The organism is Flavobacterium cucumis (genome assembly GCF_900148835.1).
In the GTDB taxonomy this organism is placed as follows: domain Bacteria; phylum Bacteroidota; class Bacteroidia; order Flavobacteriales; family Flavobacteriaceae; genus Flavobacterium; species Flavobacterium cucumis.
The window spans coordinates 70,398-90,907 of sequence record NZ_FRYK01000001.1 but is presented as its reverse complement, the minus strand read 5'-3'; the positions used below and the strand labels follow the sequence as shown (position 1 = coordinate 90,907).

Below are 20,510 nucleotides of genomic sequence, written 5' to 3'. Positions count from 1 at the left end.
TTCGCATCATGCAACTATCCGTAATCATCCTTAATTATAACGTTCGCTATTTTTTAGAACAATGTGTTCTCAGTGTTCAAAAAGCATTAGAAGGCATTGATGGAGAAATTATTGTGATTGATAATGCTTCGTCTGATGATAGTTGTGAAATGATGAAAACCAAATTTCCGCACATCAAGCGTATTGAAAACAGTGAAAATTTAGGTTTTCCAAAAGGAAATAACATCGGAGTCGCTCAAGCCAAAGGCGAATACATTTGTATTTTAAATCCCGATACTGTGGTTGCAGAAGATACTTTTTCTAAAATTCTGAACACTGAAAACTGGACACGGAACACGGGTATTATCGGTTGTAAATTAATTGACGGTTCCGGTAATTTCCTTCCCGAAAGTAAACGTGGTGTTCCGACTCCTTGGGTGGCTTTCACGAAGATTTTCGGATTGTATAAAATCTCCAATTATTTTGGAAAATATTATGCCCAACATTTATCAGAAAACGAGTCGGGAAAAGTGGATATTTTAGTAGGCGCTTTCATGCTGATGAAGCGCAAATTGTATCTTGAAGTTGGTGGTTTTGATGAAAATTGTTTTATGTATTCCGATGATATCGATTTGAGTTATTTGGTTTTGAAATCAGGGAAATCGAATTATTACTTTCACGAGACTGCGGTGATTCATTACAAAGGGGAAAGTACCGTTCGCGATGGAACGTATATGAAACGTTTCCGTGAAGCGATGCAATTTTTCTATAAAAAACATTTTAAAAAATCATGGTTTTTTGATGTGATGATGCAAGTAGGAAGTTTTGTTTTTAGTCTTTTAAAGAAGCATCAGCAAAAGAATGAAGTTCGAACTATTGATGAATATGTCGTTTTTTCAAAAAGAAAATTAAAATTAGAACAGTCTAAAAGAACAACTTATTTGTCTGATTTTAATCAATTTGTACATCAGCCTCAAAAAAATATTGAAATAATATTTGATACAACCACATTTAATTTTACTGAAATTATTACTTTTATGCAGTTAAATAAGAGTAAGAATCTAAGTTTTAAGAATTACATTTCGAGTTCGAATTATCTAATCGGAAGTAATAATTCGAATGATAGAGGAGAAATAATTTTATTATAAAAATTATGTAATTCTTTATAAAACGAATGAAAAATTAGTATTTTTGCAAACCAAATACAAAAACACAACTTTAGTTTAAAGATATGGCAAAGTTTGAATTGAAATTACCTAAAATGGGAGAAAGTGTTGCTGAAGCAACTGTAACCAACTGGTTAAAAAAGGTTGGTGATAAAATTGAAATGGACGAGGCTGTTTTAGAGATCGCTACTGACAAAGTAGATAGCGAAGTGCCTTCTGAAGTTGCAGGAACACTTGTTGAAATTTTATTTAATACCGATGATGTAGTTCAAGTGGGACAAACAATCGCTATTATCGAAACCGAAGGTGGTGCTGTTGCATCAACTCCAGAAGTTAAAGCAGAAGCGCCTGTTGCAGTTGCTGAAGTTGCGAAAGCAGTAGAAGTTGCTAAAGAAACTGTTGCGCCAGCTGATTTTTCTGCATCTGATAAATTCTTTTCGCCTTTAGTTAAAAACATTGCGAAAGAGGAAGGGATATCTTTAGCTGAACTTGAGTCAATAGCTGGTTCTGGTAAAGATGGCCGCGTAAATAAAGAAGATTTATTAAATTATATCAAAAATAGAGGAAGTCAAGTTGGTGTTCAGTCAACAGTAACTAGTGTTCAGCCTGCATTGGAAACAAAAACAACTTCAAACGTGAAACCTCAAGCTTCAACAGTTCCAGTGTCATTAAACGGTGGTGACGAGATTGTGGAAATGGACAGAATGCGTAAGTTGATTTCGGGTTACATGGTGGCTTCGGTTCAAACTTCGGCTCACGTTCAATCATTCATTGAAGTAGATGTGACAAACATCGTAAAATGGAGAGATAAAGTTAAAAATGCTTTCGAAAAGAGAGAAGGCGAGAAGTTAACTTTTACGCCAATCTTCATGGAAGCAGTTGCAAAAGCATTGAAAGATTTTCCAGGAATGAACATTTCAGTTGATGGTGATTTTATCATCAAACGTAAAAATATCAACTTAGGTATGGCAGCTGCTTTACCGAATGGAAACTTAATTGTTCCAGTAATTAAAAATGCAGATCAATTGAACTTAGTTGGAATGGCAAAAGCGGTTAATGATTTAGGAAACCGTGCAAAAGCAGGAAAATTAAAACCAGACGATACACAAGGCGGAACTTACACGGTAACTAATGTTGGCACTTTTGGCTCTGTTTTTGGAACGCCAATTATTAACCAACCACAAGTAGGTATTTTGGCTTTAGGAGCGATTAGAAAAGTACCAGCAGTTATCGAAACACCAGAAGGAGATTTCATTGGAATCCGTCAAAAAATGTTCTTATCGCATTCCTATGACCACAGAGTAGTAGATGGGGCGTTAGGAGGAAGTTTCGTAAAACGCGTTGCAGAGTATTTAGAAGCTTTTGATGTGAATAGAGATTTCTAATTTGAAATAAATTATAAATGTAAACCCGATAGTTTTTAAAAGCTATCGGGTTTTTCTATCTTTGTCACATATATAAATGCTATGGAATTAAAGTTAACACGCCCTATCTGCTTTTTCGATCTTGAAACTACAGGAATTGATGTGGCAAGAGACCGAATCGTTGAAATCTCAATATTTAAAGTATACCCAAACGGAAATAAAGAAAGCAAAACTTGGTTGGTAAATCCAACGATTCCAATTCCACCACAAACTACGGCTGTTCATGGAATTACCGATGAAAAAGTGGCTAATGAACCAACATTCAAAGAATTAGCATCCCAAATCCATAATATGATAAAAGATTCGGATTTGGCTGGTTTTAATTCAGATCGATTTGATATTCCGCTTTTAGCAGAAGAATTACTTCGTGCGGAAGTAGATTTTGATATGAAAAACAGAGTTTCTGTTGATGTGCAAACGATTTTTCATAAAATGGAAGAGCGTACTTTGAGTGCAGCGTATAAATTCTATTGCGGACAAAGTTTAGAAAATGCCCACAGTGCCGAAGCGGATACGATGGCTACTTACGAAATTTTAAAAGCACAATTAGATCGTTATGAGAATTTGGAAAACGATATGAAATCGTTAGCTGAATTTACAACGCGTAAAAAGTCGGTTGATTTTGCGGGTTTCATCGCTTTAAATAACGAAGGGAAAGAAATTTTTACCTTTGGAAAACATAAAGGAGCTTTGGTGGATGATGTTTTTGATAAAGAGCCGGGTTATTTTGGTTGGATTCAAAACGCGGATTTCCCTCTATATACAAAAAAAGTACTTACAGGAATTAAATTAAGAAAGTTAAACACTAAATAGGGTAATTGGTAATAGGTAATGGGTAAATGGTTTTGCCCATCACCCATCACCCATCACTCATCACCCAAGAAAAATGAAAATAATATGTATTGGACGCAATTATGCTGACCATATTTCGGAATTGAATAATGAAAGACCAACAGAACCTGTTATCTTTATGAAACCGGATTCTGCTATTTTACCCAATAAAAATCCATTTGTGATTCCGGCTTTCAGTAATGATATTCATCATGAAGTGGAAATTTTAGTTAAGATTTGTAAAGTTGGGAAACATATCGATGCTAAATTTGCTCATAAATATTATGAAGAAATCGGTTTGGGGATCGATTTTACAGCTCGTGATGTGCAAAGTAAGTTAAAAGAGAAGGGTTTGCCTTGGGAAAAAGCTAAAGCATTTGACCATTCAGCGGTAATTGGTGCCTTTACGTCGAAAAAAAATTATTCTTCATTAGAAAATATTAACTTTGAGTTAAAATCAAATGGTGCAATCGTTCAAGAAGGTAATACCAATTTAATGTTGTGGAAAATAGATGAATTGATTTCATATGTTTCACAATACTTTACATTAAAAATAGGAGATATCATTTTTACTGGGACTCCAAAAGGTGTGGCAAAAGTAAATGAAGGAGATGTTCTAGAGGGTTTTATAGAAGGAAAGGCGATGTTTAAAATTCAAATCAGGTAGTTATGGCATTACAATACAATTTGGCAAAAGTTTATGAGATTTCTGAAAATGATATTGAATTTGCATTACAAATTGTGACTTTGTTTTTAGAAGAAGTTCCTGCAGAAATCAAATCTATAAAAATGGCAATTAAAGAAAAAGATTATTCTCGTACTTATTCTTCTTGTCATAAAATAAAGCCTACGCTTGACTTATTGGGAATGGATTTAGCTTATGAAGAAAACATTCAAATTATGACTTGGGCAAAAGCCGAAGGAAAAAGAAAAGAAATTAAAGAAGTGTTCAATTCTTTAAAAGATAGAATTAAATTAGCAGTTAAAGAAATTAAGAAAGATTTTAAGCTATAATTTTTCTTTCAACCCCAACCTCCAAAAAAAATCTAGTAAATTAAAAGATGAAAGCTGCTATAGTAACCATTGGTGATGAAATTCTTATTGGTCAAATTGTCGATACGAATTCTTCTTATATTGCAAAAGCTCTTGATAAAATTGGAATTGCAACACATGAAATGCTATCCATTTCTGATGATAAACAACATATTTTAGATACTTTTCATTCCCTTCAAAATAAAGTAGAAGTAGTTATTGTAACAGGTGGATTAGGGCCTACAAAAGATGATATTACAAAAAAAACTTTTTGTGAATATTTTGAGGATGAATTATTAGAAAATGAAGTAGTTCTCAGTCATGTAAGATCTATTATAGAAGGGATTTACAAACGTCCTATAACTCAAATTAATAGAGAGCAGGCTTTGGTGCCAACCAAAGCTAAAGTACTTTTTAATCAAGTTGGAACAGCTCCAGGAATGTGGATGGAGAAGGAAGGAACTGTTTTTATTTCCTTGCCAGGCGTTCCATATGAAATGAAATATTTAATTGATAACGAAGTGATTCCAAATCTGGTTCAAAAATATGAGCGTCCTTATATAGTGCATCAGACGATTATGACGTATGGTCGTGGGGAAAGTATGATTGCGGAGCAAATTGAGGAATGGGAAAACAATTTGCCCAATTTCATTAAATTGGCTTATTTACCTAGTCCAGGGAAGGTTCGTTTGAGATTAACAGCTAGAGGCTTAAATGAGGAGTTGTTGAAAAATGAAATAAAAAGACAAGTTGAAAAATTAGATTTGTTGTTGCACGATATAATTGTAGGGTATAATGAGGATGAGCCAATTGAAGTGGTTTTAGGGAGGTTGTTAACTGATAAGAAAGTTACCATAGCGACGGCAGAAAGTTGTACAGGGGGAAAAATTGCGGCAACTTTATCAGCAGTTCCAGGAGCATCTAATTATTTTAAAGGAGGTGTTGTAAGTTATGCTACTCAAGCTAAAATAGATGCATTAGGAATTGATGAGAATTTGGTAACAAAATATGGGGTAGTAAGTGCTGAAGTGGCTATTGCTATGGCGAAATCGGTTCAGCATATGATGAATTCAAATTATGCAATTGCAACTACTGGAAATGCAGGGCCAACAAAGGGGGATGACGGAGCAGAATTGGGAGTTGTTTTCATTGGAATTGCAACACCTGATAAGGTTTTTGTAGCGGAATTTAATTTTGGTCAACCTCGTGAAAAGGTTATTGATAGAGCGGTAAGTAAAGCGTTGGAACTCATTTACAAAGAAATTTTAAAAAAATAGCAAAAGATAGTTGTGTATATGAAATGGATTTTGTTTCTTTGCACCCTGATTTTAGATAACGAAATAAAGATTAGAAATAATGTCAAGAGTTTGTGAACTTACAGGTAAAAGAGCGATGGTAGGAAACAATGTTTCTCATGCTATGAATAAAACAAAGAGAAAATTCTCTGTTAACTTAGTTAAAAAACGTTTTTATATTCCTGAAGAAGATAGATGGGTAACGTTGAAAATTTCAACTGCTGCTTTAAAAACGATTAATAAAAATGGAATTGCTGCTGTATTGAAAAATGCAAAAGCTAACGGATTTGTTAAATCTGTATAATCCTTAAAAACATAGATCAAAATGGCAAAGAAAGGTAATAGAATCCAAGTTATTTTAGAATGTACGGAGCACAAAACTTCAGGAGTTCCTGGAACATCTCGTTACATCACTACAAAAAATAAAAAAAATACTCCAGACAGATTAGAGATTAAAAAATTTAATCCAATCTTAAAAAGAGTTACTGTTCACAAAGAAATTAAATAAGATAAGTCATGGCAAAGAAAACCGTAGCAACTTTACAAACAGCTTCTAAAAGATTAACTAAAGCTATCAAAATGGTTAAATCTCCAAAAACGGGTGCTTATACTTTCGTTGAGTCAGTTATGACTCCAGAAGAAGTTGATGAGTTCTTGAAAAAGAAATAATTCATTTTACATTATATAGATGAGCTACTTTCGTTTGAAAGTAGCTTTTTTATTTTTACATTTGTCCAAAAAAAATAGATCAAGAGCAGAATCAAAATCTTTAATGCTTAACCCTTAGTTGTAGTATGAGTTTTTTTAAAAAAATATTTTCTTCTGATAAAAATGAACCAAGTTTTAGTGAAGAAGCAAAACAAACTTTAGACAAAGGTTTAGAAAAATCGAAAACTTCCTTTTTTTCTAAGCTTACTAAAGCTGTTGCAGGAAAATCAAAAGTAGATGCAGAGGTTTTAGATCATTTAGAAGAGATTTTGGTTTCTTCAGATGTTGGTGTAAATACAACTTTAAAAATCATCGAACGAATCGAAGACCGTGTTTCTAAGGATAAATACTTGGGTACAGATGAGTTAAATAGCATTCTTCGTGAAGAAATAGCGGGTTTATTGTCTGAAACGAATTCGGGTGAAGCTACACAATTTGAAATACCTGCAAATACAAAGCCCTATGTAATAATGGTGGTTGGGGTTAATGGTGTGGGTAAAACCACTACAATTGGGAAATTAGCATATCAGTTTAAAAAATCAGGTTACAAAGTAGTTTTAGGTGCGGCAGATACCTTTAGAGCTGCAGCTATAGATCAATTGCAGATTTGGGCAGATAGAGTAGGAGTTCCAATTGTAAAACAACAAATGGGAAGTGATCCTGCATCTGTTGCTTTTGATACTTTGCAAAGTGCGGTAGCTCAAAGTGCAGATGTTGTTATCATTGATACAGCAGGTCGTTTGCATAATAAAGTGGGTTTAATGAACGAACTTTCTAAAGTGAAAAAGGTAATGCAAAAAGTGGTTGAGAATACCCCAAATGATGTACTTTTGGTTTTAGATGGTTCTACTGGTCAAAATGCTTTTGAGCAAGCAAAGCAATTTACAGCGGCTACAGAAGTTTCATGTCTTGCCGTTACTAAGTTAGACGGAACTGCTAAAGGAGGTGTTGTTATCGGAATTTCTGATCAGTTTCAAATTCCTGTAAAATATATTGGCGTTGGAGAAGGAATAGAAGATTTACAGGTGTTTAATAAATTTGAATTTGTTGATTCGTTTTTTAAATAAGATTTATAACAGTGAGAGAACTTTTACAATATAGAACAGTACAACTTTTTTTAGTTGCTGTAGTTTTAGCTTTAGTAGCTATACCTCTTGAAGACTTTGATTATATTTTTATAACGTTTAGATTGACATCTTTTGCAATCTTTATGTATTTGTTGGTAAAGCTTACTAGTGTCAAAAAGAAGGGTAATAAAAAATAAAATAAATGCTGTTAGTTGATAACAGCATTTATTTTTTGCCAAAGTTCATTATCAAATCCAGAAACTGCAAAATTTGGATTTGCAGGATTTGAAGCTTCTCCCATTCGAACAATAACTAATTTTTTACTTGGGATCACGTAAATTCTTTGATCGGCAGCTCCCATAGCGGCATACATTTCAGTTGGTGCATTGGGAACAATCGAACCGCTATAAGAAGTTTGTCCACCTGGCAGCATAAAGTTTGATGTGCCATTCAGCCACCAAAGATAACCATAAGCCGGATTAATATTCTGAGAGGTTGTTATGCTTTCATTGAAGTAGGTAGGATTTATAATTTGTTCGTTACTCCATTTTCCTTTATTCAAAGCAAGTAATCCAAAACGTGCCATACTTCGTGTATTGCTGTGGTAAATTTTATAAATAATTCCGTTGTTCCAAAAACCATTCATTCCTATTTTATTTTTTAATTTGACATTAAAATAGTTTTCAAATGTTTGACCACTAGAAACGGCAACAACATCCATTAATTTTTGAAAAACATTGTGATAGGACCATCGGGTTCCAGCATCAGCTAGATAGGTTAAATTTGAAAGAATTACTAAGTCGTTTTCATCATTAATTCCCGAAGTCATCGTTAGTAAATGACGTGATGTGATTAAATTTTCTTTATCTAAGGGTTCACTTGTCCAGCCAGTACCTAGATATTCAGAAACACTAGTGTTTATATTAATTAAATTTTCTTGTTGTGCTATACCAATGGTAGTAGCGGTGAGTGTCTTTCCAGCACTGTTCCATTGCCAAGTATCGTTTGCAGTATGACCATTAAAATAGTGCTCCATGACAATTTTTCCATTGTGTAAAACGATGAACCCTTTAGTGTTTTTTAGTTCTAAAAAGTCTAATAAAGGTTGTACTTGTGATGGGTTCCAACCTAATGAAGCAATTGTTTTGGTCTCCCAAGTTGAAGAGCCTATCGGAGGGAAGTACATTGTTTCTTCAATGGTTGAGCTGTTCTCTTCCGAGCTACAGCCTAAAAGTGAAAATAGTATAATTAGAGAAAGTGCTGCTTTTTTCATGTTTAGATTAAATGGAAATGTTTCAAATTAGACAATAAAAATACACAATAGTTTAATTCAATTGATATTAAATTGTAATTTTAGGGTCTAATTTGGTAGTTGTATTATGAAAAAAATTCTTTTAGTAATTCTTTTAGGTTCAGTACTTTCTTGTAAACAGAAAATTTCAGATACCGATATTTCAAATTTGAATGGGTATTGGGAGATAGAAAAAGTAGAACTTCCTGATGGGGATAAAAAAGAGTATAAGATAAATGAGACCCTGGATTTCTTTAAAATAGAAGCTAATAAAGGTTTTAGAAAAAAAGTTATGCCACAATTAGATGGTACTTATTTGGTAAACGATGTTCAAGAAGAGGTTGTGGTTGTCTTAAATGATGGAAATGCATCGTTACAATACAAAACAAAATATGCTTCTTGGAATGAAGAAATAGTAGCGCTAACAAAGGATAAATTGGTTGTTAAAAACCAACAAGAAATGGAGTATCACTATAAAAGACCAGCTAAATTTTCACTAAAATAAAATGGCAAAGCGATTTAATGAGGAAAGTCCGATAAGTGACGTATTAAAACAATTTATTTCACAAAATAAGTTGGAAGCAGGTATGGATATCGTAAATGTTCGTGATGCATGGAAAAATTTAATGGGAAATGGAGTTAATAATTATACAATAGAAATTCAGTTAAAAGGTTCTACTTTATATGTAGCTTTATCTTCAGCTGTTTTGCGAGAAGAATTAAGCTATGGTAAAGATAAAATCATAAAAATGATTAATGAAGAGCTAAGAAAAGATTTAGTAAAAAGTTTGGTTTTGCGATGAAATAAATCCCGACCTTTTAAAGTCGGGATTTTAAACAAATTAATATTCAAAAGGTATTCCAACTAAAATTGAGCGGTTTCTGTAGAATCTTTCATAGCAACAGTTGAAGTTAATCCTGCTGTAACTGTATTTTGTACTTCATCAAAATAACTTGTACCTACAAAGTTTTGATGTTTTACTGCTCTAAATCCTTCTGCTTGTAAAGCGAATTCTTTTTCTTGTAATTCAGAATAACCTGCCATTCCTCTTCTCTTATAAGCCAAAGCTAATTCAAACATTGAGGTGTTTAAAGCGTGGAATCCTGCTAGTGTTATGAACTGAAATTTATATCCCATTTTGGCAATGTCTTCACGAAATGTTTCCATTTGTGCAACTGATAATTTTGCAGCCCAGTTAAATGATGGGGAGCAATTATAAGCCAATAATTTTCCTGGATATTGCGCATGAATTGCTGCTGCAAATTTTCTTGCTTCTTCTAAATCAGGCGTTGATGTTTCTAGCCAAACCAAATCTGCATAAGGGGCATACGATAGTCCTCTACTAATTCCTTGTTCAATTCCTGCTTCTACATAGAAGAATCCCTCTGGTGAGCGTTCGCCTGTAATAAATTGTCTGTCTCTCTCATCAATGTCGCTAGTTAACAAGTTGGCAGCATCAGCATCTGTACGTGCTACAATTAAAGTAGGAACTCCCATTGTGTCTGCTGCTAATCGTGCTGCAACTAATTTATTAATGGCTTCTTGAGTTGGAACCAAAACTTTTCCACCAAGATGACCGCATTTTTTTGCAGACGAAAGTTGGTCTTCAAAGTGAACGCCAGCAGCACCGGCTTCAATCATACTTTTCATTAATTCGAATGCGTTTAAATTTCCACCAAAGCCAGCTTCAGCATCTGCAACTATTGGAACTAAATAATCTTTCTTGTTTTGAACTTTATTAACAGACTGAATTTGATCTGCTCGTAGTAAGGCATTATTAATTCGTTTAACAACTAAAGGTACACTATTTGCTGGGTATAACGATTGATCAGGATACATTTCGCCCGCTACGTTGGCATCTGCAGCTACTTGCCAACCACTTAAATAGATGGCTTCCAATCCAGCCTCAACTTCTTGAATGGCTTGATTTCCTGTTAAAGCTCCTAAACCTGCAACCCAATCTTGAGTATTTAATTTGTTCCAAAGCACTTCTGCACCTCGGCGTGCGATAGAATATTCTATTTGGTAAGAGCCTTGAAGTGTTACTACCTTTTCTGCTGTATAGGGTCTTTCGATACCTTTCCATCGAGGATTTGTTGTCCAATCTGTAACTAATTGTTGAATTCTTTCTTCAGTTTTCATAATTTTGCTGTGTTTTAGATAGTTATTATTTGATAATTATTTATGAATAGACTGTCGAATGTTGCAGCATTCGGCAGTTTTTTAATCGAGATACGGATAAGCTTTCAAGGTTAAAAACGCATCTAATTCAGAATTTAGAATCATTTCTGTAAAAAGTTGGGTGGCAAGTTCAAATTTTCCCGAGGTATAACGCTCCTCAGCAACATATGCTTTTATTTTAATTAATTCTTCTGCGATATATTTTTTATACAGTTCAACGGTACATTTTTCTCCGTTTTCAAGTAGTATTTCTTTTTTTAGCCACAACCACAATTGTGTTCTTGATATTTCGGCTGTTGCGGCATCTTCCATTAGATTGTATAGGGCAGCTGCCCCAATTCCCATCAGCCAAGATTCTGTATATAAAATCCCAATGTTGATGTTTTTTCGAACACCATTTTCGGTAATAGTCCCTTTTGGTAGTTCTAGTAATTGTTCTTCGGTAATATTTAATTCAGCTCTTTTAACGTGTATTTGATTTTTCGTCATCATATTTTCGTTAAAAACATTCAAAGCCAAAGGTACAAGCCCAGGATGTGCAACCCAAGTTCCGTCATGACCGTTTTTAACTTCTCTCTCTTTGTCGGCTTTTACTTTTTCATAAGCAACTTGATTTGCATGCTCATCGTCTTTTATCGGGATTTGAGCTGCCATGCCTCCAATTGCAAGTACATTTCTTTTGTGACAAACTTGAATAACTCGCTGCGAATAAGCGTTCATGAATGGGCTTGTCATGGTGATCTGATCTCTATCGGGAACGATAAAATCGGGCTGTTTTTTTAATTTTTTGATGTATGAAAAAATATAATCCCATCTTCCGCAGTTTAAGCCTGCCATATGCGCTCTTAGTTCATATATGATTTCATCTAGTTGAAAGCTAGCGGTAATAGTTTCAATTAAAACAGTAGCTTTTATGGTTCCAATCGGAATTTTTAAATATTCTTGTGCAAAAATAAATACGTCATTCCACCATCGTGCCTCTTTATAGTGTTCTAATTTCGGTAAATAAAAGAAGGGAGCTAATCCTTGTGCAATTAGATTTTCTGCATTATGAAAAAAGAATAGACCAAAATCTACCAAAGCACCAGAAAAATATTCTTCATCTAATCGTATGTTTTTATCTTCTAAATGCAAGCCTCTTGGGCGTACTATAAGCGTTGCTGTTTCTTTATTTAGAGTGTATTTTTTACCATTTTGTTCCAGTGAAATGCATTTATTTACAGCATCTTTTAAATTTCGTTGCCCTTCCAGAAGATTTTTCCAAGTTGGTGAACAACTGTCTTCAAAATCAGCCATGAATACCTTTGCGCCTGAATTTAGTGCATTGATAACCATCTTTCTGTCAACGGGACCTGTGATTTCAACCCTTCTGTCTAATAGAATTTCAGGAATGGCAGCAGCAGTCCAGTTCGCGTTTCTAATTTCTAAAGTTTCAATTGGAAATCTTGGCTTTTCCCCGTCATCAAATCTTTTTTGTTGTTCTTTTCGTTTTTCTAATAATTCAAGTCTTCTTGAATTAAATTTCAATTGAAGTGCTTCAAGAAATAACAAAGCTTCACGTGAAAGGATATCGGCAAAGGTATCTCTTACATTTATTTTAAGTTGTGATGTGCTTGTTTCCATGATCTTTAATTTTAATTTCGATTACAATATTATTAAATTAATAAATATAAAACAAGCGAACGTTCGCTAATTTTATAAAAAAATCAAAAAATAGGTATTCGCAAAAATGTATTATATTTGTGATCTACTGAAAAATAGGGTAAAGCGAATGAAAATAGTTTTCAAATTATTTTTCAAAAAATAATTAAAAGATGATAGAAGAAGAGTATGTTCGCCTAATTTTTGGTTTGAAATTGAAACAGATAAGAATAGAGAAGAATTTATCTTTATTTGGTTTGGCCAAAATTACGGGCTTATCGAAATCGTATCTTAATGAGATTGAAAAAGGGAAAAAATATCCTAAAAGAGATAAAATTATTCTTTTAGCAGACGCTTTGGAAATTTCATATGATCAATTAGTTTCACTCAAGTTAGACAAAAACCTTGCGCCGATTGGCGAAATTTTACAATCTAGAATTTTAAAGGAAATTCCACTAGATGTTTTTGGTATTAAAGAAAGTGATTTAATCGATATTATTGCAGAAGCACCAATTAAGGTAAATGCTTTTATAAGTACGCTTTTCGAAATTGCTAAGCATTATAATTTAACGCGTGAAAGTTTCTTTTTAGCGGCTTTGCGTTCGTATCAAGAAGCCAATAATAATTATTTTGATGATATTGAAACTCAGGTTGAAAAATTTGCTAAGGCTTACTCTCTTGATTTAAACAAACGCTTAAGTTTGGTTGATTTAGAAGAAATTCTTACCGATGAATATGGCTACATAATTAATAATGAAGAGCTTACTCAACATAAAGAGTTGAACAATTTGCGTTCGGTTTTTGTGCCAACCTCTAAAACGTTATTAGTTTCTTCGGAAACGGATGATTCTCAGCGGATGTTTATTTACGCAAAGGAAATAGCATACAATTTTTTAAATATTACGGACAGATTATATACGTTCTCCTGGATTAAATTTGAAAGTTTTGACCAAGTTTTAAATAATTTTATAGCTTCATATTTTGCTGGAGCTTTACTTATTCCAAGAAAAGTGTTAGTTAAAAAATTAAAGAGTCTATTTGAGAAGAAAACATTTACCCCTCAAGATTTTCTATTGGTGATGGATGAATTTACGGATTCACCAGAGACTTTTTACCAACGTTTGACCAATGTATTACCTAAGGATTTTAATCTGAAAAATCTTTTCTTTCTTCGTTTTAATTTTAAACCAGAGCGTGGTGATTTTCAGTTGACTAAAGAATTGCATATTACCAATTTACTAGAGCCGCATGCAAATGAACTTAACGAGCATTATTGTCGGAGATGGATTTCTTTAAAGACCATTAAAGAATTAGCTGAAACAAATGTGAATCATGTGTTTGATAGTCAAATTTCTTCGTATAATCATACCGATAATGAATATTTTGTGATTTCTTCGGCAACAAAGGATCCTTTTAGAAAAGGGTATTACCGAAGTATAGCTTTAGGGATAATGATCAATCAACATTCGCTAGCTAAAATTTCTTTTTTGCAAGACGAAACACTAAAACGGATGAAAGTCGGTGTAACCTGTGAGTCATGTTCGATTTTAGATTGTGCTGAACGCGCTGCACCACCTAAGAATTTAGAACGAAAAGCCCGATTTTCGCAAACAGATAATGTTGTGAAGGATATTATGAATAAGTATAAATAAAAAAATCCGATTCAATTTTAAATGAATCGGATTTTAAATTATAAATCTTTATGAGATTAGAATTGCTCTCTTCCTGCAAAGTGGAAAGCACCTTCTATAGCTGCATTTTCATCAGAATCAGATCCGTGAACTGCATTTTCTCCAATTGAAGTAGCATATTTTTTACGGATAGTTCCTTCAGCTGCATCAGCTGGATTTGTAGCACCAATTAAAGTTCTGAAATCCTCAACTGCATTCTCTTTTTCTAAGATAGCTGCTACGATTGGACCTCTTGTCATAAATTCAACTAATTCACCAAAAAATGGTCTTTCGCTGTGTACTGCATAGAATTTTTGTGCATCTGCTACAGTTAATTGCGTTAATTTCATTGCTACAATTCTGAAACCAGCTTCAGTAATCATATTTAAAATTCCACCGATGTGCCCGTTTTCAACAGCATCTGGTTTAATCATTGTAAAAGTTCTGTTTGTTGCCATTTTTTAAATTTTTTGCAAAATTAGTGTAATTTTTAATACTACCAATTTTATAAAGTTATAATTGCGAATTTTTGTTCAAAGGGTTTTAGATTAGTGGCTATTTTATCTAAAAATGATTCGTAATTATCGATTTCTTTTAAAAAAGTTGAAAAATTTTGATTTCGCTCTTGTAGACTTTTTCCTGGAAATAATTCGTTTTGAACTTCGAAAATTCGTTCCAATTTTGACGCATGATTTTGACGTTCGGCTTTTAACAATCTCTTTTCTAAATTTTCTAAACCTTTAATTTGTTTTTTTTCTTGTGCTTTCACAGCCCCTATAAACGATTTATCTGTTTGAAGGGCTATTTGATGAAGTTGTTCAAATTGTTTTTCTAAAATTGCTTTTTGCTCTGAAAAATCAATTGTGAATTTTGAAAATTCTTTCGTTTTTTTATCGGATAATGATTTTTGCTTTAGGAACAGTTCTTCCCAATTCACATTTAGCTTAGCTAATTTTGAAACTTGTTTTTCTGTTACTAGAAGTACCGAATTTCGTACTAAAAGTATTGGGAAAGGCACATTGTTAGCTTCAAAATTCGATTTTAATTCTAACCAATAGGCAATTTCGCCACCACCGCCAATGTAACAAAGATTTGGTAAAATCACTTCTTGATACAGCGTACGTAAAATTACATTAGGACTAAAATTCTTAGGATTATTTTCTAATTCTGTTAGTATTTCGCTTTCTGAGAATGATAAGGAAGTATTATTAATTTTGTAAAATCCGTTTTCAAAAATAATACGCTCTCTCAAATCGTCCTGAATGTAAAATAAATTGATTTCACGAGGATTTACTTGAACATCGTAATTTGATAATAGCGGAATCGTTTCGTTCACCTTCTTAAAAGAAGTTTGGTGTAACAATTCTTCTTTAGCATATGGAACAAACAATTTTTTTAATTTAGAATCATCGCCATCAATAATTACTAAACCTTCATTTTTGAATAATTCATTCGCTAAATAACGCGTAGCATCCGCTAAATTGTCGTGTTCTAAATATGATTTTTTAAATAAATCACGAAGATACTTTGCATTATTTCCTAACCCGAGTTCGTTTGAAAATTCCTCAAAAACTTCATGTAATCCAGAAGTATTTAGTCTTCCAACGGGACCCTTACTTTCTTTTTCCCATTGGATCTTCTTTCCATTGAAATTGAAGTAATTGATTTCTTCAAAATCGTGATCTTCAGTTGCCATCCAATAAACGGGTACAAAATTATTTTCCGGATAAGTAGTTTTTAATTCTTTCGTTAAATTTAATACCGAAATAATTTTATATAAAAAATACAAAGGTCCCGTGAACAAATTCAGTTGGTGACCTGTTGTAATTGTAAAAGTATTCGAATTTTTTAAAAGTTGAATATTAACAGAAGTTGTTTCTGAAATGGCAAACTTTTGGTATTGATTTAGTAATGCATCAGCTAGTATCTCTCTGTTTTCAAACGGGAAGTTTTTATTTTTTTCTTCTATTTGATCTTTAAAATTTTCTACTGATGGAAACCTATTGTACAACGATTTCAATTCAGTCTTTTGGTCTAAATAAGCTACAATTAGTTTTGAAAAATATCCCGAATTTTGATACGTAATACAGTCACTTGGCATTTTGCAATTTTTTTGCTAAAATACTGAAAATTTCAAAGTTTTAATACAGTTTAACAAACGCTTATGAAATTATCGCTTGAGTGTAAAATGGCCTCTGTGTTCTTTACCGCCTTCTCTTATAACTACAAACCAATAGTCTGTTGCAGGAAGCGCTTTGTTGTTAAGTGTCCCATCCCAACCATTGCTTGTTGAATCGAATTGCTTGATTAATTTTCCATATCGATCAAAAATTGTGATTGATATGTTCGGTTCGTTTTCAGAAAGTTTAATTTTCCAATAATCATTATATCCATCCCCGTTTGGAGTAAAAAACTTCGGATACATTAATACATAAACATCTTCTGAGCTTACGCCACAACCGTTTTTATCACGAACATAAACAGTGTATTCCCCATTTTCTAAACCATAAAAAGTATTGTTATCTTGGAAATCAATACCATTTAATGAATATTCGTAATTTCCTGAGCTATTTGATGAAAGTAAAACAGAAATTGTATTTTCGTTTTGTGTCCAATCAGAGGTAATAATTTCTGAAATAGTTCCAATATTTGAATTTACAACAGTGAAATTTTTAGTTGTTGAACAAACTAATGAACCATGATTTTCTGAAACGATTACCGAATAGTTTCCAGGTTGCGTTATTGTAATTGAGTTATTTGTATCATTTGTAGACCAAAGGTAATTGTCAAATCCAGATCCAGCATCAATGGTAATCGAACTGCCTTCGCAAATAGGCATAACATCATTGATATTGACAAATGGTTTACTAACCAAATTAAGATCTAGTGTTACAATTTGGAAACAAGTATTTGGAGATTCAATTCTTACGTAAACTATGTTGTTGCCAATTGATAAATTGTAATTATTACTATTCTGTATTTCATCAGCAGGCAATTGATTTTGAGCACCGTTTAAAGAATAGTAATATTTGAAAATGTTTCCTGATGAAGCAATTAATGCCCCATTATAGTTACTTAGATTTACAATTTCGGTTCTATTGTTTAAATCGTCACAAATGGCTTCAGAATAATTGTTGGCATTTAATGTGTTGATTAATTGAATTGAAACAGCCAATCTTGTTGGACTTTCACAACCATTTATGGTTTGAGAAGCGTAATAAGTTCCTCCATTTTGTAATAGTGTTGAAGTTGATAAAATAGTACTTCCACCCAAGCTGTTATACCAAATAACATCCGTCCCAGTTACAGCTATATTGTTCAAAGTAGCATTTTCAGTACTACAAAAACTTTGATTTTGATTTCCTGTTGGTGCAGCTGTGTTTTGGATAGTTACTAAAACTGGAACTCTTGCACTTTCACATCCATTTATGGTTTGTGAGGCATAATAAGTTGTTCCGTTTTGTAAAAGTGTAGTAATAGGAAGTAAGTTTCCACTAGTTATTGCATCATACCATTTTATGTTTTGACCAGAAATTACTATGTTGTTTAGTGTTGCGTTTTCTTGGATGCAGAATTGTTGTTCTGATGTTGGAGTTGGTAACGCAACTGATGAAATTGTAACATTTTGTGTTTGTGAACTCGTATTGCCATTTCCATCATTATAATTCCAGGTAATGGTGTAACTTCCAGGAATTGAATATGTTAATGGATTTGTTGTTGTTGCAATAATAGTTCCTGCGCAATTGTCTGTTGCTGTTGGAATTGTTGAGATGACAGTATTGCAATCTCCAGTAATAACAGGTAAATTTGTGTTTGTGGGTATTGGCATTTCAAAATCTCCAACCACAACATTTATAGTAACAGTGTTATCACAATCACCTGTTCCGGTAATTTCGCAACTATATTGACCACTGTGAGATGCATTTGAATTGAGAATTATGGGGTTTTGATCTGTAGAAGTAAAACCATTTGGCCCTGTCCAAGAATAGTTGGTTCCACCAGAAGCAGATAATTCTAGATTATTTCCAATACAAATAGGGGAATTGGAATTCACAGAGGTAGATGATTGGCAGTCTAGAAATTTTACAAGAAAGGTATCCTCATTAGATGCTTGATAATATTGGTGTGAGTTTGGAGTAGTAATTCCAGTGCTATTACCATTTGCATTTCCATATAAATAAATACTATTTGAATTATCAACTTCTAATATAGCGTTTTGAGTTGCTCTATCTCCAGAATAGTATGTTCCCCAAACTCTTTGAGAATTTTCATTTAGTTTTATGAGATAGACATGGAGATAATTGTTTCTTGTAGTCTGATAACCATCAGGTGTAGCTATTCCTGTATAGCTGTAGGTTTCACCACAAAAATAGACCTCGTTTAAATTATTAACTGACAATTGGTGTACTTTTTCTGTAAAGTAAGTTCCCCAAACTTTAGTTTGGTTAATTAAATCAAATTTAATCAAAGCATTTGATGAGCCATAAGAGTGATTTAATTGATATGTTTCAAAAAAAGTTCCAGGTGTTGCGATATTTGTTGTGCTATATGTTGGACCAATTAAATAGATGTTGTTGTTAACTAGATCACCTTTTAAACCTAAAAAATCATTTTCTTCACCCCCAATATAGGTTCCCCAAATTAAATTGCCATTTAAATCAAATTTTAATATCATACCGTCACTTCCTCCTAAATTTGTTGTTTGATAAGAGCCAGGCGTACTAATGTTTGAGGTACTGTGGGTTACTCCTGTCAAGTAAAGAAAATTATCATTGTTTACAAAACAATTAAATAAGCCATCTGGGTTTTCGCCTCCATAATAAGTTGCCCAAAGGCGTAAACCTTGATCATTAAATTTCGCTATAAATGCATCCGTACTATCATCACTAGACTCCTTTATTGATTGATGTGAATTTATTGAAGCAATTTGAGTGTTACTATTAGTTTCGCCACATAAAAAAACATTATTCAAATTATCAAAAGCCATACTATGTATAAAATCATTTTTTTCCCCTCCAAAATAAGTCCCCCATTGCCTTATTCCTAAACTATTAAATTTCACAAGGTAACCGTCGTTATAATTACTTTTAATTGGTTGATGAGTACCAGGTGTAGAAATATTTGAAGAAATCAATGTTTGTCCTGAAAAGTAAACATTCAAATTGTTGTCAACTTTAACATTAATTATGTTTGCTAAATAATAAGATCCCCATGATCTCATTCCATTGGAATCAAATTTAGCTATGAATCCAGCAGTTATGCTATTCATCGATGATAGATGAGCGTCTGAGGTTGCCATGTTATTAGTGCTATATGTTAAACCTGATATATAAATATTATTGTTTATATCAGAGGTTATATCGTAGGCAAGCTCGATATCATTTCCCCCATAATAAGTCCCCCACAATCTAATAGGTACGGGATCAATTACAATAGTTTTCTCTGAAGAATTTAAATCTCCTTCAAAACCATAAACATTCTTTTTTATCTTTTTATAGTTGATTTTAATTTCACTTTTACCATTTTTTTGTTCGGTCCAACTCATCGGAATAGTTTCTTCCATTCCTCCAAAGCGAAGTTGCATTCGTATCTTGTTTTCCAATAATTCAGTTTTTCCACCTCTAAATTGTAATTGAATATCAGATATTTTTCCACCAGGTTTTATAATAAAGTTATATTCTACCGCTTTTGTGGAATCATTTGGAATAAAAAAAACAACATCAATTTGATTGTAAATGTTCTTGTAGGTGACTTTTTGGTATTTATGGACATTGATAATCCCTTCTGGTGAATGGACAATATTGTAGTAATTGTCGTAATCTTTGGATTTTTCTTCTGCTATCAGCTGAGTGTTTGGATTAGCATTCAAAAAGTCAATATCAATTCTATGATATTTATATTTTAAGGAATAATCGGGTGTTTTAATTCCGTTATCAAAATTTGGATTAGAAGAATAGAAATCTTTGTCTTTTTTGGTTAAGGGATTTTTTTCTGTTTCGTAAACGTCATAAGAAAAACCTTTTTCTCGTAATTGGACATTTAGACCATTAGTGTTCAAAAGATATTTTACACTTGGGTTAGGTCTACTTTTTTGATCTACAATTTGTCCTTTGTTTTCAATAAAACCAGTGGAGTTGTGTTTAACCTGACTGAATGTCGATATTGCGAAAAAAGAAAAAAAGAATAAAACGAAGGCTCTCATGCAAAATATTTTCTTCAAAAGT

General features: G+C 32.9%; 19 protein-coding genes. 13 read left to right on the top strand and 6 right to left on the bottom strand.

Features of this window, described 5'->3' with window-relative positions:
* Positions 1 to 8: 8 nt before the first annotated feature.
* The 10 genes from BUE95_RS00415 (at position 9) to ftsY (ending at position 7,502) form a co-directional block, all read left to right on the top strand.
* Positions 9 to 1,127 (top strand): glycosyltransferase family 2 protein, encoded by a 1,119-nt coding sequence (locus tag BUE95_RS00415; protein ID WP_073580389.1) that lies wholly within the window; start codon positions 9 to 11, stop codon positions 1,125 to 1,127.
* An 83-nt stretch (positions 1,128 to 1,210) separates the two neighbouring features.
* Positions 1,211 to 2,530 (top strand): dihydrolipoamide acetyltransferase family protein, encoded by a 1,320-nt coding sequence (locus BUE95_RS00410; protein ID WP_073580387.1) that lies wholly within the window; start codon positions 1,211 to 1,213, stop codon positions 2,528 to 2,530.
* 81 nt (positions 2,531 to 2,611) lie between these two features.
* Complete coding sequence (locus tag BUE95_RS00405) at positions 2,612 to 3,382, top strand: 3'-5' exonuclease (RefSeq protein ID WP_073580385.1); 771 nt, start codon at positions 2,612 to 2,614, stop codon at positions 3,380 to 3,382.
* Positions 3,383 to 3,455: 73 nt separating this feature from the next.
* Positions 3,456 to 4,067, top strand: a complete 612-nt coding sequence (locus BUE95_RS00400) for a fumarylacetoacetate hydrolase family protein (protein ID WP_073580383.1) — start codon at positions 3,456 to 3,458, stop codon at positions 4,065 to 4,067.
* A gap of 2 nt (positions 4,068 to 4,069) precedes the next feature.
* A complete protein-coding gene (locus BUE95_RS00395) occupies positions 4,070 to 4,414 on the top strand; it encodes an Hpt domain-containing protein (RefSeq protein ID WP_073580381.1) in 345 nt (114 codons plus the stop codon).
* A gap of 47 nt (positions 4,415 to 4,461) precedes the next feature.
* On the top strand, positions 4,462 to 5,709 hold the full coding sequence (locus tag BUE95_RS00390) for a CinA family nicotinamide mononucleotide deamidase-related protein (protein ID WP_073580379.1): 1,248 nt from the start codon (positions 4,462 to 4,464) through the stop codon (positions 5,707 to 5,709).
* A 79-nt stretch (positions 5,710 to 5,788) separates the two neighbouring features.
* Positions 5,789 to 6,031, top strand: a complete 243-nt coding sequence (gene rpmB, locus BUE95_RS00385) for a 50S ribosomal protein L28 (protein ID WP_008253904.1) — start codon at positions 5,789 to 5,791, stop codon at positions 6,029 to 6,031.
* A gap of 21 nt (positions 6,032 to 6,052) precedes the next feature.
* Positions 6,053 to 6,235, top strand: a complete 183-nt coding sequence (rpmG, locus tag BUE95_RS00380; RefSeq protein ID WP_008253902.1) for a 50S ribosomal protein L33 — start codon at positions 6,053 to 6,055, stop codon at positions 6,233 to 6,235.
* Between the two features lie 8 nt (positions 6,236 to 6,243).
* Positions 6,244 to 6,396 carry a DUF4295 domain-containing protein gene (locus tag BUE95_RS00375; RefSeq protein WP_014389076.1) on the top strand — a complete coding sequence of 51 codons (153 nt, stop codon included), beginning with the start codon at positions 6,244 to 6,246 and terminating at the stop codon, positions 6,394 to 6,396.
* Between the two features lie 125 nt (positions 6,397 to 6,521).
* Positions 6,522 to 7,502 (top strand): signal recognition particle-docking protein FtsY, encoded by a 981-nt coding sequence (ftsY, locus tag BUE95_RS00370; protein ID WP_073580377.1) that lies wholly within the window; start codon positions 6,522 to 6,524, stop codon positions 7,500 to 7,502.
* A gap of 208 nt (positions 7,503 to 7,710) precedes the next feature.
* Here ftsY and BUE95_RS00360 read toward each other — a convergent pair whose 3' ends face one another.
* Entirely contained in the window at positions 7,711 to 8,775 is a 1,065-nt protein-coding gene (locus BUE95_RS00360; protein WP_073580373.1) for a serine hydrolase domain-containing protein, read from the bottom strand.
* A gap of 106 nt (positions 8,776 to 8,881) precedes the next feature.
* Between BUE95_RS00360 and BUE95_RS00355 the strand changes: the two genes are divergently transcribed.
* A complete protein-coding gene (locus BUE95_RS00355) occupies positions 8,882 to 9,298 on the top strand; it encodes a lipocalin family protein (RefSeq protein WP_073580371.1) in 417 nt (138 codons plus the stop codon).
* Between the two features lies 1 nt (position 9,299).
* A complete protein-coding gene (locus BUE95_RS00350; protein WP_073580369.1) occupies positions 9,300 to 9,596 on the top strand; it encodes a DciA family protein in 297 nt (98 codons plus the stop codon).
* Positions 9,597 to 9,658: 62 nt separating this feature from the next.
* Here the strand turns inward: BUE95_RS00350 and aceA are convergent, their stop codons facing one another.
* Entirely contained in the window at positions 9,659 to 10,936 is a 1,278-nt protein-coding gene (aceA, locus tag BUE95_RS00345) for an isocitrate lyase (protein ID WP_073580367.1), read from the bottom strand.
* 81 nt (positions 10,937 to 11,017) lie between these two features.
* The gene (gene aceB, locus BUE95_RS00340; RefSeq protein ID WP_073580365.1) at positions 11,018 to 12,598 is read right to left on the bottom strand and encodes a malate synthase A; all 1,581 of its coding nucleotides are present in this window, start codon (positions 12,596 to 12,598) and stop codon (positions 11,018 to 11,020) included.
* Positions 12,599 to 12,789: 191 nt separating this feature from the next.
* On the opposite strand from aceB, the gene BUE95_RS00335 reads away from it, so the two are divergent.
* The gene (locus BUE95_RS00335) at positions 12,790 to 14,268 is read left to right on the top strand and encodes a helix-turn-helix domain-containing protein (RefSeq protein ID WP_073580363.1); all 1,479 of its coding nucleotides are present in this window, start codon (positions 12,790 to 12,792) and stop codon (positions 14,266 to 14,268) included.
* Positions 14,269 to 14,324: 56 nt separating this feature from the next.
* On the opposite strand, the gene BUE95_RS00330 is transcribed toward BUE95_RS00335, so the two are convergent.
* The 3 genes from BUE95_RS00330 to BUE95_RS00320 form a co-directional block, all read right to left on the bottom strand.
* Positions 14,325 to 14,744: a nucleoside-diphosphate kinase gene (locus tag BUE95_RS00330; protein ID WP_073580361.1), complete on the bottom strand. Its 420-nt coding sequence runs from the start codon at positions 14,742 to 14,744 to the stop codon at positions 14,325 to 14,327.
* 47 nt (positions 14,745 to 14,791) lie between these two features.
* Entirely contained in the window at positions 14,792 to 16,387 is a 1,596-nt protein-coding gene (gene bshC, locus BUE95_RS00325; protein WP_073580360.1) for a bacillithiol biosynthesis cysteine-adding enzyme BshC, read from the bottom strand.
* 69 nt (positions 16,388 to 16,456) lie between these two features.
* Positions 16,457 to 20,488, bottom strand: coding sequence for a DUF7948 domain-containing protein (locus BUE95_RS00320; RefSeq protein ID WP_073580358.1), 4,032 nt, complete (start codon positions 20,486 to 20,488; stop codon positions 16,457 to 16,459).
* Positions 20,489 to 20,510: the final 22 nt, after the last annotated feature.

What these genes read in the sequence shown, in the direction of transcription:
- BUE95_RS00375 (WP_014389076.1), top strand. Translation starts at nt 6,244, where the DNA reads ATGGCAAAGAAAACCGTAGCAACTTTACAAACAGCTTCTAAAAGATTA.
- BUE95_RS00410 (WP_073580387.1), top strand. Translation starts at nt 1,211, where the DNA reads ATGGCAAAGTTTGAATTGAAATTACCTAAAATGGGAGAAAGTGTTGCT.
- bshC (WP_073580360.1), bottom strand. Translation starts at nt 16,387, where the DNA reads ATGCCAAGTGACTGTATTACGTATCAAAATTCGGGATATTTTTCAAAA.
- rpmB (WP_008253904.1), top strand. Translation starts at nt 5,789, where the DNA reads ATGTCAAGAGTTTGTGAACTTACAGGTAAAAGAGCGATGGTAGGAAAC.
- BUE95_RS00355 (WP_073580371.1), top strand. Translation starts at nt 8,882, where the DNA reads ATGAAAAAAATTCTTTTAGTAATTCTTTTAGGTTCAGTACTTTCTTGT.
- ftsY (WP_073580377.1), top strand. Translation starts at nt 6,522, where the DNA reads ATGAGTTTTTTTAAAAAAATATTTTCTTCTGATAAAAATGAACCAAGT.
- BUE95_RS00405 (WP_073580385.1), top strand. Translation starts at nt 2,612, where the DNA reads ATGGAATTAAAGTTAACACGCCCTATCTGCTTTTTCGATCTTGAAACT.
- BUE95_RS00390 (WP_073580379.1), top strand. Translation starts at nt 4,462, where the DNA reads ATGAAAGCTGCTATAGTAACCATTGGTGATGAAATTCTTATTGGTCAA.
- BUE95_RS00320 (WP_073580358.1), bottom strand. Translation starts at nt 20,488, where the DNA reads ATGAGAGCCTTCGTTTTATTCTTTTTTTCTTTTTTCGCAATATCGACA.
- BUE95_RS00335 (WP_073580363.1), top strand. Translation starts at nt 12,790, where the DNA reads ATGATAGAAGAAGAGTATGTTCGCCTAATTTTTGGTTTGAAATTGAAA.
- BUE95_RS00400 (WP_073580383.1), top strand. Translation starts at nt 3,456, where the DNA reads ATGAAAATAATATGTATTGGACGCAATTATGCTGACCATATTTCGGAA.
- BUE95_RS00395 (WP_073580381.1), top strand. Translation starts at nt 4,070, where the DNA reads ATGGCATTACAATACAATTTGGCAAAAGTTTATGAGATTTCTGAAAAT.
- rpmG (WP_008253902.1), top strand. Translation starts at nt 6,053, where the DNA reads ATGGCAAAGAAAGGTAATAGAATCCAAGTTATTTTAGAATGTACGGAG.
- BUE95_RS00330 (WP_073580361.1), bottom strand. Translation starts at nt 14,744, where the DNA reads ATGGCAACAAACAGAACTTTTACAATGATTAAACCAGATGCTGTTGAA.
- aceA (WP_073580367.1), bottom strand. Translation starts at nt 10,936, where the DNA reads ATGAAAACTGAAGAAAGAATTCAACAATTAGTTACAGATTGGACAACA.
- BUE95_RS00415 (WP_073580389.1), top strand. Translation starts at nt 9, where the DNA reads ATGCAACTATCCGTAATCATCCTTAATTATAACGTTCGCTATTTTTTA.
- BUE95_RS00350 (WP_073580369.1), top strand. Translation starts at nt 9,300, where the DNA reads ATGGCAAAGCGATTTAATGAGGAAAGTCCGATAAGTGACGTATTAAAA.
- aceB (WP_073580365.1), bottom strand. Translation starts at nt 12,598, where the DNA reads ATGGAAACAAGCACATCACAACTTAAAATAAATGTAAGAGATACCTTT.
- BUE95_RS00360 (WP_073580373.1), bottom strand. Translation starts at nt 8,775, where the DNA reads ATGAAAAAAGCAGCACTTTCTCTAATTATACTATTTTCACTTTTAGGC.